The sequence below is a fragment of the Rhodococcus sp. As11 genome (assembly GCF_048957735.1).
Lineage (GTDB): Bacteria > Actinomycetota > Actinomycetes > Mycobacteriales > Mycobacteriaceae > Rhodococcus > Rhodococcus gordoniae.
The window spans coordinates 150,269-162,884 of sequence record NZ_JARDJE010000014.1; the positions used below are offsets into that span (position 1 = coordinate 150,269).

The 12,616-nt window shown below is 65.8% G+C and carries 14 protein-coding genes; 13 read left to right on the forward strand and 1 reads right to left on the reverse strand.

Annotated elements, in window-relative coordinates; genetic code table 11:
• Window positions 1-3: 3 nt before the first annotated feature.
• The 12 genes from PV766_RS17255 (at window position 4) to PV766_RS17310 (ending at window position 10,267) form a co-directional block, all read left to right on the forward strand.
• Entirely contained in the window at window positions 4-666 is a 663-nt protein-coding gene (locus PV766_RS17255) for an L-threonylcarbamoyladenylate synthase (protein ID WP_064063592.1), read from the forward strand.
• Window positions 667-685: 19 nt separating this feature from the next.
• Window positions 686-1,891 (forward strand): glycosyltransferase family 4 protein, encoded by a 1,206-nt coding sequence (locus PV766_RS17260; RefSeq protein WP_064063591.1) that lies wholly within the window; start codon window positions 686-688, stop codon window positions 1,889-1,891.
• A gap of 11 nt (window positions 1,892-1,902) precedes the next feature.
• Window positions 1,903-2,382, forward strand: a complete 480-nt coding sequence (locus PV766_RS17265) for a hypothetical protein (protein WP_064063590.1) — start codon at window positions 1,903-1,905, stop codon at window positions 2,380-2,382.
• A gap of 409 nt (window positions 2,383-2,791) precedes the next feature.
• Complete coding sequence (atpB, locus tag PV766_RS17270) at window positions 2,792-3,490, forward strand: F0F1 ATP synthase subunit A (protein WP_006552590.1); 699 nt, start codon at window positions 2,792-2,794, stop codon at window positions 3,488-3,490.
• 90 nt (window positions 3,491-3,580) lie between these two features.
• On the forward strand, window positions 3,581-3,829 hold the full coding sequence (locus PV766_RS17275; RefSeq protein ID WP_016935169.1) for an ATP synthase F0 subunit C: 249 nt from the start codon (window positions 3,581-3,583) through the stop codon (window positions 3,827-3,829).
• Window positions 3,830-3,842: 13 nt separating this feature from the next.
• Entirely contained in the window at window positions 3,843-4,406 is a 564-nt protein-coding gene (locus tag PV766_RS17280) for a F0F1 ATP synthase subunit B (protein ID WP_006552592.1), read from the forward strand.
• Between the two features lie 5 nt (window positions 4,407-4,411).
• Complete coding sequence (locus tag PV766_RS17285) at window positions 4,412-5,227, forward strand: F0F1 ATP synthase subunit delta (protein WP_064063640.1); 816 nt, start codon at window positions 4,412-4,414, stop codon at window positions 5,225-5,227.
• A gap of 60 nt (window positions 5,228-5,287) precedes the next feature.
• Window positions 5,288-6,931, forward strand: coding sequence for a F0F1 ATP synthase subunit alpha (gene atpA / locus PV766_RS17290; RefSeq protein ID WP_064063588.1), 1,644 nt, complete (start codon window positions 5,288-5,290; stop codon window positions 6,929-6,931).
• Window positions 6,932-6,979: 48 nt separating this feature from the next.
• On the forward strand, window positions 6,980-7,963 hold the full coding sequence (locus PV766_RS17295) for a F0F1 ATP synthase subunit gamma (protein ID WP_016934669.1): 984 nt from the start codon (window positions 6,980-6,982) through the stop codon (window positions 7,961-7,963).
• A gap of 6 nt (window positions 7,964-7,969) precedes the next feature.
• Window positions 7,970-9,418: a F0F1 ATP synthase subunit beta gene (atpD, locus tag PV766_RS17300; RefSeq protein ID WP_016692470.1), complete on the forward strand. Its 1,449-nt coding sequence runs from the start codon at window positions 7,970-7,972 to the stop codon at window positions 9,416-9,418.
• A 6-nt stretch (window positions 9,419-9,424) separates the two neighbouring features.
• Window positions 9,425-9,793 (forward strand): F0F1 ATP synthase subunit epsilon, encoded by a 369-nt coding sequence (locus PV766_RS17305; RefSeq protein ID WP_026003510.1) that lies wholly within the window; start codon window positions 9,425-9,427, stop codon window positions 9,791-9,793.
• 39 nt (window positions 9,794-9,832) lie between these two features.
• Window positions 9,833-10,267, forward strand: a complete 435-nt coding sequence (locus tag PV766_RS17310) for a DUF2550 domain-containing protein (protein ID WP_421097505.1) — start codon at window positions 9,833-9,835, stop codon at window positions 10,265-10,267.
• A 10-nt stretch (window positions 10,268-10,277) separates the two neighbouring features.
• Here the strand turns inward: PV766_RS17310 and PV766_RS17315 are convergent, their stop codons facing one another.
• Window positions 10,278-10,850, reverse strand: a complete 573-nt coding sequence (locus tag PV766_RS17315) for a cob(I)yrinic acid a,c-diamide adenosyltransferase (RefSeq protein ID WP_421097506.1) — start codon at window positions 10,848-10,850, stop codon at window positions 10,278-10,280.
• A gap of 57 nt (window positions 10,851-10,907) precedes the next feature.
• Between PV766_RS17315 and murA the strand changes: the two genes are divergently transcribed.
• The gene (murA, locus tag PV766_RS17320) at window positions 10,908-12,188 is read left to right on the forward strand and encodes a UDP-N-acetylglucosamine 1-carboxyvinyltransferase (RefSeq protein WP_064063585.1); all 1,281 of its coding nucleotides are present in this window, start codon (window positions 10,908-10,910) and stop codon (window positions 12,186-12,188) included.
• The last annotated feature ends 428 nt before the right edge of the window (window positions 12,189-12,616 follow it).

A 12,616-nucleotide genomic window follows, 5' to 3' on the forward strand; every position in this document is an offset into this window, starting at 1 on the left:
CGCGTGAGCACCGTGTACGACTGCAACAACGAAGCTTCGCGCGCCGCCGGACTCAACGCGGCGCGTGGTGCACTCAAGGCCGGACGACTCGTCGTCGTACCTACCGACACGGTGTACGGCATCGCGGCAGATGCGTTCGACTCCGACGCCGTGACCTCGCTCCTGCGCGCGAAGGGCCGCGGACGCGACATGCCGGTGCCGGTCCTCGTCGGCTCCTGGACGACCATCGACGGCCTCGTCGCCTCGGTACGTCCCGAGGCGCGGGAATTGATCCGTGCCTTCTGGCCGGGTGGGCTCAGCCTCGTGGTGCATCAGGCACCCTCCCTGGCCTGGGACCTCGGGGACACGCGCGGCACGGTCATGCTCCGCATGCCGCTGCACCCCGTGATCCTGGAACTGCTGCGCGAGGTCGGCCCGCTCGCGGTGTCCAGCGCGAACGTCTCCGGCCGGCCGCCGGCGACGAACGTCACCGAGGCGCGCGAGCAACTCGGAGCGTCGGCGAGTGTCTATCTCGACGGTGGTCCCGCCGAACACGGCATCGCCTCGACGATCGTCGATCTCACGGGTGACCGTCCGCGCATCCTGCGCGAAGGCGCCGTGACGGCCGAAGCGCTCGCGGAGGTGCTCGGCGACGATCCCGAGCGTCTTCGTTCCGGCGGGGAGTAGCGGCGGAGGAACGGAGCACGTGACTGCAGCCGACACCACCGCCGTACTGCTCGCTCAGGCCGGGCGCGGCGCCGGCGTTCCCATCCGGGAGCTTCTCCTCGTCCTGCTCACCTCCGCGGTGGTGACCTTCCTCGCGACCGGCGTGGTGCGGATCCTCGCACTGAAGTTCGGGGCGGTCGCGGTGCCTCGTGATCGCGACGTGCACGTGACGCCGACACCCCGGATGGGTGGGGTCGGCATGTACATCGGTCTCGTTGCGGGAATCATCTTCGCTCAGCAGTTGCCAGCTCTGACAAGGGGTTTCGAATACACCCCGGACATGGGAGCGGCGCTCGTCGCAGCTTCGATCATCGTCGTCGTCGGGATCGTCGACGACCGGTGGGGTCTCGACGCGCTCACCAAGTTCGTCGGGCAGGTCACCGCGGCCGGCGTGCTCGTGGTCATGGGCGTGAGCTGGATCGTCATCTACGACCCCTTCAGCGCGTCGACGCTCGTGCTCGACCAACTTCAGGGCGGGCTCATCACCGTCGTCGTCGCCGCCGTGATGATCAACGCGATGAACTTCGTCGACGGGCTCGACGGACTCGCGGCCGGGCTGGGTCTCATCGCCGCGCTGGCGATCTGTGCGTTCTCCGTCGGTCTGCTGCTCGATCAGGGTGGCGACGTCTCCGCCTACCCGCCGGCCCTCATGGCTGCGGCCCTCGCGGGTGCGTGCCTCGGCTTCCTGCCGCACAACTTCCAGCCCGCCAAGATCTTCATGGGCGACTCCGGATCGATGCTCATCGGCCTGATGCTCGCCGCGATCTCCACGAGCGCCTCGGGGCTCATCCCGTTGAGCGCATACGGCTCGCGCGACCTGCTGGGTCTGCTCTCACCGCTCATTCTGATGGGTGCGGTGATGTTCATCCCGATCCTCGACCTGCTCCTCGCGATCGTGCGCCGCACCCGGGCCGGTGTCAGCCCGTTCAGCCCGGACAAGATGCACCTCCATCACCGCCTCCTGCAGATCGGGCACTCCCACCGTCGCGTGGTGCTCCTGCTCTACCTGTGGGTCGGCATCCTCGCGTTCGGGGCCGTCGGTTCCTCGCTGCTCGATCGGAGGGCCGTGGTGCTGATTCTCGCGGGCGGTCTCGTGTTCGCTCTCGTCGTGACCGCGGTGCCGTCGCTGCGGCGGCACGACGAGTCGGGGGAGACACCACCGGAGCACTCCCGAGAGGTCGGTTAGGCTCGGATATCGTGACGAACCCGGATCATCCCGAACCCGACCACGGTCTGCCCTCGCTGCCCGACCCGATCGCACCCATGCGCGCGGCGGTGCGCTACGGCGTCCTCGGTCTTCTCGCGCTCGCCGTGGTGGCATCGGTGGTCTCGGTGCTCGTCGCCGGGATGCCGGGACTGTGGGGCGCGCTGATCGGCGCGGCCGTCGGCGGAGGATTCATCCTTTTCACCGCGCTCGGTGTGCTCCTGACGTCGAAGATGCCGGCGATGACCGCCGGTGCCGTTCTTCTCGGCACCTGGTTGCTGAAGTTGATCCTCGCCATCGTCGTGATGGGTTCGCTCGACTCGCTCGACTTCTACAACCGCAACGCGCTGGTGCTCACGATCGTTTTCGCGCTGGTCATCGTTCTGGGAGCGGAGACCTACGGGGTGCTCTCGCAGCGCGCCCTGTACGTCGATCCCCGCCCGTCGCCCGAGGTGAACAACGACGATCGGTAGTAGCGCCGGATGTCCATAACCCCCCACGTAGGAACCCACCTACGCGCTGTCGTAGAGCAGTTGGTAGGGTGAGTTCTGCGAGAGTGACACTGGCCGCATCCGGTTTGGAAACGGTGCGCAGTTGTGACTTCGTAGGCGGCCGTGTTCAAATGGCCGCCGAGTCGACGAGAGTCGCCGACACCGGCAGGAAGCAGGACCGTTCACGCGGTTCGGAACACTGGCGAATACGCGAGCCGACCTGGTCGACTTCTGGATCGTCAATGTCCGATCGAACCGCAGACGGCATGCCTGCGGCCGACTACGGGAGAGAGCGCTGAGCGTCACCACCTTGGCAGCCGGAGAATTCCACGCGCCGTCACTAGCTGATTTTTTCCCACCGGCAGTCCTGTTCGAAGGCACCCCCTTCGAGATGGACCGGTTGATGCTCATCCGCGTCGCCGTCGCCCTGATCGTCGCTCTGTTCTTCTTCTTCGCGCTGCGGAGTCCGAAGATCGTGCCGCGGGGCGTGCAGAACGTCGCCGAGATCATGCTCGACTTCGTCCGGATCCATATCGCCGAGGACATCCTCGGTAAGGAACAGGGACGCCGGTTCCTTCCGGTGATCGTCACCATCTTCTTCCTGGTGGTCGGTCTGAACCTCACATCGGTCATCCCGTTCCTCAACATCTCGTCCAACGCACGAATCGGTATGCCGATCGTGCTCGCGGCACTCGCCTACATCGTCTTCAACTATGTGGGCATCAAGAAGTACGGATTCTTCCGCTACGTCAAGAGCAGCATCGTCATTCCGAACCTGCCGCCCGCTCTCCACGTGCTGGTGATCCCGATCGAGTTCGTCTCGACGTTCATTCTGCGGCCGTTCACGCTGACCATTCGTCTCATGGCCAACATGCTGGCCGGTCACATCATGCTCGTGCTGTTCTTCAGTGCCACCCAGTTCTTCTTCTTCGATTCCGACGGCTTCATGAAGGTGTTCGGCATCGGTTCTCTCATCGGCGGAATCGCGTTCACCTTCTTCGAGCTCCTGGTGATCGTCCTGCAGGCCTACATCTTCGCGCTGCTCACCGCGGTGTACATCGATCTGGCGCTGCACGCCGAAGAGCACTAGCTCGACGAACGGCACGACCCACATCTACACACAGACTGACTCGGTTGCCGACTCCCGGGGCCGAGCCACAAGAAAGGGAATGGAACACCAATGAGCGTTGCGCTTCAGGCAGCAGACGTCCTCGCCCAGGACACCACGATCTCGGGTGCAGGCGCCATCGGCTACGGCCTCGCCGCCATCGGCCCCGGCATCGGCATCGGCATCGTCGTCGGCAAGGCGATCGAGGGCATGGCTCGTCAGCCCGAGATGGCCGGCCAGCTGCGCACCACGATGTTCCTCGGTATCGCGTTCACCGAGGCCCTGGCGCTGATCGGCATCGTCGCCGGCTTCATCTTCTGATCCGACGATCACCATGGCTGACAGCATCCTGATTCTCGCGGCCGAGGAAGGGGAGACTCCCAACCCCCTCCTTCCCGCGACATACGACATCGTCTGGTCGCTGGTCGCCCTGATTCTCGTCGGATTCGTCTTCTGGAAGTTCGTGCTTCCGATGTTCCAGAAGGTGCTCGACGAGCGTTCGGAGCTGATCGAAGGCGGCATCAAGAAGGCAGAGGAAGCTCAGGCGGAGGCTGCGGCCGCGCTCGAGCAGTACCGTAGCCAGCTCGCCGAGGCCCGCACCGAGGCGGCGCAGATCCGTGAAGAGGCCCGTGCACAGGGCCAGCAGATCATCGCCGACATGAAGGCGCAGGCCCAGGAGGAGAGCGACCGTATCGTCGCCGCCGGTCACAACCAGCTGCAGGCCCAGCGCCAGCAGATCGTGGCCGAGCTGCGTAGCGATCTCGGACGCAGCTCCGTGGATCTCGCCGAGAAGATCCTCGGCGAAGCGCTCGCGGACGACGTGAAGCGTGCCGGCTCGATCGATCGATTCCTCGACGAACTCGACTCCCTCAGCGCTGACTCTGCATCCGGAAAGTGAGCACCATGTACGCAGCAAGCCGTGAGGCACTCGCTCATACGCGTTCCGCGTTGCAGTCCGCCCTGGGCTCGGGTGCCGCGACTGCCGCTGCGGCTCAGGCCGGTTCCGAACTCTTCTCGGTGGTCGAGGCGCTCGACAGCCAGCGGGCTCTTCGGACCGCGCTGGCCGACGCCTCGGCCCCGGCTGCCGTTCGTGAGCGGCTGGCCGAGCAGGTCTTCGGCGGCAAGGTTTCGGCTCAGACCCTCGCGACCGTCAAGGCAGCAGCGGGGCAGGACTGGTCGGCCCAGTCCGATCTGACGAACTCTCTCGTCCAGCTCGGTCGGGAGGCGCTGCTGAAGGCTGCAGCGGACCAGGACCAGCTCGACACCGTCGAGGACGAACTGTTCCGCCTCGGTCGCATCGTGGCCGGCAACCCCGACCTCGAGCAGACGCTCTCCGATCGCGGCACGCCGGCTTCGGCCAAGCGCGATCTGCTGACGCGCCTGCTCTACGGGAAGGTGACCGCGGTCACCGAAACGCTGGCCGTCCATGCGGTCGGTCGGCTGAGCGAGTCTCCGGCCGGCACGTTCGACGAGTTGTCGGCACTCGCAGCAGCCCAGCGGGACCGTGCCGTTGCGCATGTCCGTAGCGCGGCACCGCTCGATGCGCGGCAGGAGGAGCGGCTCTCCGCGACCCTGACCCGCATCTACGGGAAGCCTGTGACGGTGCACGTCGAGGTCGATCCCGAGCTTCTCAGTGGATTGGTCGTCCGGGTGGGCGACGAGGTCATCGACGGTAGTGCCGCGGGTCGACTCGCTGCAGTGCGCAAGAGCCTCACGTAGTCCACTACCGAACACACACATAGATCTTTTCGAAGACCAGATACCGAGAGCAGGAAGAACATGGCGGAGCTGACGATCTCCTCCGACGAGATCCGTAGCGCGATTGACAATTACACCGCGAGCTACTCCCCGGAGGCCTCCCGCGAGGAGGTCGGCGTGGTCGTCGACACCAGTGACGGCATCGCGCACATCAGCGGTCTGCCGTCGGCGATGGCCAACGAGCTGCTGGAGTTCCCCGGCGGCGTCCTCGGCGTGGCCCTCAACCTCGAGGCCACCGAGATCGGTGCCGTTATCCTGGGCGACTTCCAGACCATCGAGGAGGGCCAGGAAGTCAAGCGGACCGGCGACGTTCTGTCGGTGCCGGTGAGCGACAACTTCCTGGGCCGCGTCGTGAACCCGCTCGGTCAGCCGATCGACGGTCTCGGCGACATCGAAGCCGGTGAGACCCGCGCCCTCGAGCTGCAGGCCGCGACCGTGCTGGAGCGCCAGCCGGTCGAGGAGCCGCTGCAGACCGGCATCAAGGCCATCGACGCGATGACCCCGATCGGCCGTGGCCAGCGTCAGCTCGTGATCGGCGACCGCAAGACCGGCAAGACCGCGGTCTGCATCGACGCGATCCTGAACCAGAAGGCGAACTGGGAGACCGGCGACCCGAAGCAGCAGGTCCGCTGCATCTACGTCGCGATCGGCCAGAAGGGCTCGACCATCGCGGGTGTCAAGCAGGCACTCGAGGAGAACGGCGCGATGGAGTACACCACCATCGTCGCGGCTCCCGCCTCCGACTCCGCCGGCTTCAAGTGGCTCGCCCCCTACACCGGTTCGGCCCTCGGCCAGCACTGGATGTACCAGGGCAAGCACGTCCTCATCGTGTTCGACGACCTCACCAAGCAGGCCGAGGCGTACCGCGCCATCTCCCTGCTGCTGCGTCGTCCGCCGGGCCGCGAGGCATACCCCGGCGACGTCTTCTACCTGCACTCGCGTCTGCTGGAGCGCTCCGCCAAGCTCTCCGACGAGCTCGGTGGCGGTTCGCTGACGGCCCTGCCGATCATCGAGACCAAGGCGAACGACGTGTCGGCGTACATCCCGACCAACGTCATCTCCATCACCGACGGCCAGGTCTTCCTCGAGTCCGACCTGTTCAACAAGGGTGTCCGCCCCGCCATCAACGTGGGTATCTCGGTTTCCCGAGTCGGTGGCGCCGCCCAGACCAAGGGCATGAAGAAGGTGTCCGGCTCGCTGCGTCTGGAGCTCGCCCAGTTCCGTGAGCTCGAAGGCTTCGCCGCTTTCGCCTCCGACCTCGACGCCGCGTCGAAGGCTCAGCTCGAGCGCGGTCAGCGTCTCGTCGAGCTGCTCAAGCAGGACCAGTACGCTCCCATCGCGGTCGAGGACCAGATCGTGTCGATCTACCTCGCCGGCGAAGGTGTCTTCGACTCGGTTCCGGTCGGAGACGTGCGTCGCTTCGAGGCCGAGCTCCTCGAGGATCTGCACCGCAACGCCTCAGGCGTCTACGAGCAGATCGCCGGTGGCAAGGCCCTGTCCGACGAGTCGATCGAGGCTCTCCACGCCGCGACCGCCAAGTTCAAGGAGGGTTTCATCGCCTCCGACGGCAGCCGTGTCGTGAACGAGGCGGAGGCCGAGGCTCTCGGTGCCGACGAGGTCGAGCAGGAGCAGGTCTCCGTCAAGCGCACCACCGTTCGCAAGTGAGCGGGGAGTCCATGACCCAGCGTCCAGTGAAGGGAGTGTGATCGACGAATGGCGAACTTGCGTGAACTGCGCTCGCGGATCAAGTCGGTCAACTCGACCAAGAAGATCACCAAGGCGCAGGAACTGATCGCGACGTCGCGTATCACGAAGGCCCAGGCCCGAGTGGCAGCGTCCAAGCCGTACGCCGAGGAGATCACCAAGGTGCTCTCCGAGCTGGCGAGTGCGTCGGCCTCGTTGGATCACCCCCTGCTCAACGAGCGTGAGAACCCCAAGCGTGCCGCAGTGCTGGTCGTGACCAGCGACCGCGGTATGGCCGGCGGTTACAACTCCAACGTCCTCAAGGAAGCCGAGGAGCTGCGTCAGCTGCTCCTCAGCGAGGGCAAGGAGCCTGTGCTGTACGTGATGGGCGGCAAGGGCCTCGGTTACTACACGTTCCGTGAGCGTGAAGTGGTCGCTGCCTGGACGGGCTTCTCGCAGGATCCTCGTTACACGGACGCCGCGAAGGCGAGCCGCCACCTGGTCGAGCTGTTCATGGCGGGTTCGGGCACCGAGGTGCCCGCCCCGAACGGCGAAGGCACCGTCGAGGGCGTCGACGAACTGCACATCGTCTACACCCGCTTCGTGTCGATGCTGACGCAGACCCCCCAGGTCCGCAGAATGGCTCCGCTCGAGGTGAGCATCACCGAGGACGAGATCGACCTCGGCGAGGACATGCTCACCGACGGGCACCGTGGCACGGGCACCGAGGGGCCTCAGGCGGTGTACAACTTCGAGCCCGAGGCCGGAGTCCTGCTCGAAGCTCTCCTGCCGAAGTACATCAGCACGCGTATCTACGCGTCGCTGCTGGACGCGGCGGCCTCCGAGTCGGCGGCCCGTCGTACCGCCATGAAGGCCGCGACGGACAATGCCACGGAACTGGTGAACACCCTCAGCCGTCAGGCGAACCAGGCCCGCCAGGCCCAGATCACCCAGGAAATCAGCGAGATCGTCGGCGGTGCCGGTGCGCTCGCCTCGAGTGCAGGAAGTGACTGAACCACAATGACCGCAGCAGTAACCGACAACAACGCCGGTGCGGCGTCGGCCCTTGCCGGGCGCGTCGTCCGCGTCATCGGCGCCGTCGTCGACGTGGAGTTCCCGCGTGGCGCCGTGCCCGAGCTGTTCAACGCCCTGCACGCAGAGGTCACTCTGCCGTCCGTGGCGAAGACCCTGACCCTCGAGGTCGCGCAGCACCTGGGTGACAACCTGGTCCGCACGATCTCCATGCAGCCGACCGACGGACTGGTCCGCGGTGCCCCGGTGTCCGACACGGGCAAGCCGATCTCGGTTCCCGTCGGCGACGTCGTCAAGGGCCACGTGTTCAACGCGCTGGGCGACTGCCTCGACGCGCCGGGCACCGGCCGCGACGGCGAGCAGTGGGGCATCCACCGCAAGCCCCCGGCCTTCGACCAGCTCGAGGGCAAGACCGAGATCCTCGAGACCGGCATCAAGGTCATCGACCTGCTGACCCCGTACGTCAAGGGCGGCAAGATCGGCCTGTTCGGTGGCGCCGGTGTCGGCAAGACCGTTCTGATCCAGGAGATGATCACCCGTATCGCGCGTGAGTTCTCCGGCACGTCGGTGTTCGCCGGCGTCGGTGAGCGCACCCGTGAGGGCACCGACCTCCACCTCGAGATGGAAGAGATGGGCGTCCTCCAGGACACCGCCCTTGTCTTCGGTCAGATGGACGAGCCGCCGGGAACGCGTATGCGCGTCGCTCTGTCGGCCCTGACGATGGCGGAGTACTTCCGCGACGTCCAGGGACAGGACGTGCTCCTGTTCATCGACAACATCTTCCGCTTCACGCAGGCAGGCTCGGAGGTTTCGACCCTCCTCGGCCGTATGCCGTCGGCCGTGGGATACCAGCCCACGCTCGCGGACGAGATGGGTGAGCTCCAGGAGCGCATCACCTCGACGCGTGGTCGCTCGATCACCTCGCTGCAGGCGATCTACGTGCCCGCCGACGACTACACCGACCCCGCGCCGGCCACGACGTTCGCCCACCTCGATGCGACCACCGAGCTTTCGCGTCCGATCTCGCAGATGGGTATCTACCCCGCTGTGGACCCGCTGACGTCGACCTCGCGAATCCTCGAGCCGGGCATCGTCGGTGCCGACCACTTCCGGGTGGCCAACGAGGTCAAGCGCATCCTGCAGAAGTACAAGGAACTGCAGGACATCATCGCCATCCTCGGTATGGACGAGCTCTCCGAAGAGGACAAGGTCACGGTCGCCCGTGCCCGTCGTCTCCAGAAGTTCCTCGGCCAGAACTTCATCGTCGCCGAGAAGTTCACGGGTCAGCCGGGTTCGGTCGTGCCGCTCGCCGACACCATCGAGGCCTTCGACCGCGTGTGCAAGGGTGAGTTCGACCACCTGCCCGAGCAGGCGTTCAACAGCTGCGGTGGACTCGACGACGTCGAGGCTGCAGCCAAGAAGATCGCCGGAAAGTAGGCCACCGTGGCTGAGATGAGCGTGGACATCGTTGCCGTCGAGGAGCGTGTGTGGTCCGGATCGGCGACTCTCGTCACCGCCCAGACCACCGAGGGCGAGATCGGCATCATGCCCGGTCACGAGCCCGTGCTCGGCCAGCTCGTCGAGGGTGGCGTCGTGTCCGTCAGGACCGCGGACGGTCAGCGGATCGTCATGGCCGTCCACGGCGGATTCCTCTCGGTGACCGCGACGACGGTGACGGTGCTCGCCGAAGCCGCCGACCGCGTGGAGGACATCGACGTCGAGGCAGCCAAGTCGGCTCTGAACGATGAGAATCGCGACGAGTCGGAGATCGCAGCGGCCCGAGGCCGCCTGCGGGCTGTCGAACGAGCCTGATCGTCGAACAACGAGAAGCCGCGACGGAGCCGACGAGCAGTGTCACTCGGATTTCTGATTCTCACTATCCTTGTGGTGCTGCTCGCGGTCTCCGTCGCGGCTTTGTTGTACCGACTGTTCACCCTGCGCGGCGGGGGTACCGCCGCGATCCTGCGAGTGATGCCTCAGAACGAGGGTTCCGGCTGGAGGCACGGAATCGTCCGTTACGGCGACGAGACACTCGCGTTCTACAGGCTTTCGAGCCTTCGGACCGGACCCGACCTGCGCTTGGCCCGTCAGGGCATCGACGTGCGGTCGCGGCGGTCGCCGAAGAACACCGAATTCGACATCATGACCGAGGACATCGTGATCCTCGATGTGGTCGACCGCGACGACTCGTACGAGATCGCGCTCGACAGCGGCGCTTTGATGGCCTTCATGTCCTGGGTCGAATCCAGGCCCGACGGCCGGTCGCAGCGCCGCCGCCCCCTCTAGAGAGACTTCGTCACGCTCCTGCTCCGGGCTTCCACAGCACGTCTCCGTCCGGGTTCGCGATCCGGCACAGGATGAAGAGAAGATCCGAGAGCCGGTTCAGGTACTTCGCCGGCAAGACGTTGGTGTCGTCCGGAGCAGCATCCACCGCCGCCCACGCCGACCGTTCGGCGCGTCGCGCGACCGTCCTGGCGGTGTGCAGCAGAGCAGCGCCCGGCGTGCCACCCGGAAGAATGAACGAATCGAGCGGTTCCAGCTCTTCGTTGAACTCGTCGCACCAGCCCTCGAGTCGATCGATGTACTGCTGCGTGATGCGCAGCGGCGGGTACTTCGGGTTCTCCACAACGGGAGTCGACAGGTCGGCGCCGGCATCGAAGAGATCGTTCTGGATCTGCCGAAGGACCGAGACGAGCCGTTCCGGCAGCGCGCCCAGTGCGAGCGCCACACCGATCGCCGCGTTGGTCTCGTCGCAATCGGCGTAGGCGATCAGACGAGGGTCGTTCTTCGAGACGCGGGAGAAGTCGCTGAGCCCCGTCGTTCCGTCGTCTCCGGTGCGCGTATAGATCCGTGTGAGGTGGACTGCCATGGGCGTCACGGTACCGGCTCTGCTCTTCCGGCGGACACGCCGTTACGCTGTGTCGTTGTGAGTGAACGCTTTCTTGTCACAGGTGGGAGCCGCCTTTCCGGCGACGTCGTCGTCGGGGGTGCCAAGAACAGTGTCCTCAAGTTGATGGCCGCAGCTCTGCTGGCCGAAGGCACGACCACGATCACCAACTGCCCCGACATCCTCGACGTGCCCTTGATGGCCGACGTCCTGCGCGGACTCGGGTGCGAGGTCGAACTCGACGGCGACGCGGTCCGCATCACGACACCTGCCGAACCGGAGTACCGCGCCGACTTCGCGGCCGTGCGCCAGTTCCGGGCATCGGTCTGCGTGCTGGGTCCGCTGGTCGCCCGATGCCGCAAGGCGATCGTGGCCCTGCCCGGGGGTGACGCCATCGGTTCTCGCCCCCTCGACATGCACCAGGCGGGTCTGCGTCTGCTCGGCGCGCATTCGACGATCGAACACGGATGCGTCGTCGCCGAAGCGGACGATCTGCACGGCGCCACCATCCGCCTGGCGTTCCCCTCGGTGGGAGCGACGGAGAACATCCTGATGGCAGCAGTCCTCGCGAAGGGCGACACAACGATCGACAACGCTGCCCGCGAACCCGAGATCGTCGACCTGTGCACCATGCTCGTCCGGATGGGCGCGCGGATCACCGGTGCGGGTAGTACGACGCTCCGGGTCTCGGGCGTCGCCTCGCTCCGGCCCACCGAACACCGCTGCATCGGCGACCGGATCGTCGCGGCGACGTGGGGGATCGCGGCAGTGATGACGCGAGGCGAGCTCAGCGTCCATGGGGTGAACCCGAAGCACCTGGCGTTGGTGCTGGACAAGTTGCGCAGCGCCGGTGCCGAGGTCACGCCCCTGGCCGACGGGTTCCACGTCGTGCAGAAGGAACGCCCCCGTGCCGTCAACTTCGCGACGTTGCCGTACCCGGGATTTCCGACCGACCTGCAGCCCATGGCCATCGGTCTCGCTGCCGTCGCGGACGGGACATCGATGATCACCGAGAACGTCTTCGAAGCCAGATTCCGATTCGTCGAGGAGATGGTGCGTCTCGGAGCGGACGCCCGCACCGACGGACACCACGCGGTCGTGCGCGGAGTGGAGCAGTTGTCGAGTGCTCCTGTGTGGGCGTCGGACATCCGTGCGGGCGCCGGATTGGTGCTCGCCGGCCTGTGCGCCGACGGGGTCACGGAAGTGCACGACGTGTACCACATCGATCGTGGTTATCCGCGATTCGTCGAGATCCTCCAGGAGCTCGGGGGAACCATCGAGCGGGTGGGTGTCGACGAAGACCGGCTCCTGTCGCGCTAGGCGTACATCCCTGTTCGAACACCTGTGGCGGGCGTCACGAGAAGGGATGTCGGGCCGGCAGACGGTTCTCGGACCTGCCCACCTGGGGATTCCTCGCGACTCACCCACTCTGACCAGGCGATTTGGCGGGCAGTTGATCCTCGCGTAACTTAATCCAGGTCAGAGCGACACGGACACCGACCCGGGCCGAAAGGAACGGGACAACGAGGTTGGACGAAGGCGCCTGAACGTGTTTACGAGTCCCCGATTCTTCTGGTAAGGTCGGTGGCCGCCCCGGAAGTTGAAAAGACTTCCGGATGGAACTTCTCACCCCGGAGTGAACGAACCGGAAGGTTCGGGATCGATGGTGTGTGCGTGTTCTTTGAGAACTCAACAGTGTGCCGATGAATGTCAGTGCCAATATTATTTGGTGCGACCACTTCACTTTT

Excerpts from the sequence above, each read along its gene's own strand:
- atpB (WP_006552590.1), top strand. The coding sequence starts at position 2,792 with ATGGACCGGTTGATGCTCATCCGCGTCGCCGTCGCCCTGATCGTCGCT.
- PV766_RS17275 (WP_016935169.1), top strand. The coding sequence starts at position 3,581 with ATGAGCGTTGCGCTTCAGGCAGCAGACGTCCTCGCCCAGGACACCACG.
- PV766_RS17280 (WP_006552592.1), top strand. The coding sequence starts at position 3,843 with ATGGCTGACAGCATCCTGATTCTCGCGGCCGAGGAAGGGGAGACTCCC.
- PV766_RS17285 (WP_064063640.1), top strand. The coding sequence starts at position 4,412 with ATGTACGCAGCAAGCCGTGAGGCACTCGCTCATACGCGTTCCGCGTTG.
- atpA (WP_064063588.1), top strand. The coding sequence starts at position 5,288 with ATGGCGGAGCTGACGATCTCCTCCGACGAGATCCGTAGCGCGATTGAC.
- PV766_RS17295 (WP_016934669.1), top strand. The coding sequence starts at position 6,980 with ATGGCGAACTTGCGTGAACTGCGCTCGCGGATCAAGTCGGTCAACTCG.
- atpD (WP_016692470.1), top strand. The coding sequence starts at position 7,970 with ATGACCGCAGCAGTAACCGACAACAACGCCGGTGCGGCGTCGGCCCTT.
- PV766_RS17315 (WP_421097506.1), bottom strand. The coding sequence starts at position 10,850 with ATGGCAGTCCACCTCACACGGATCTATACGCGCACCGGAGACGACGGA.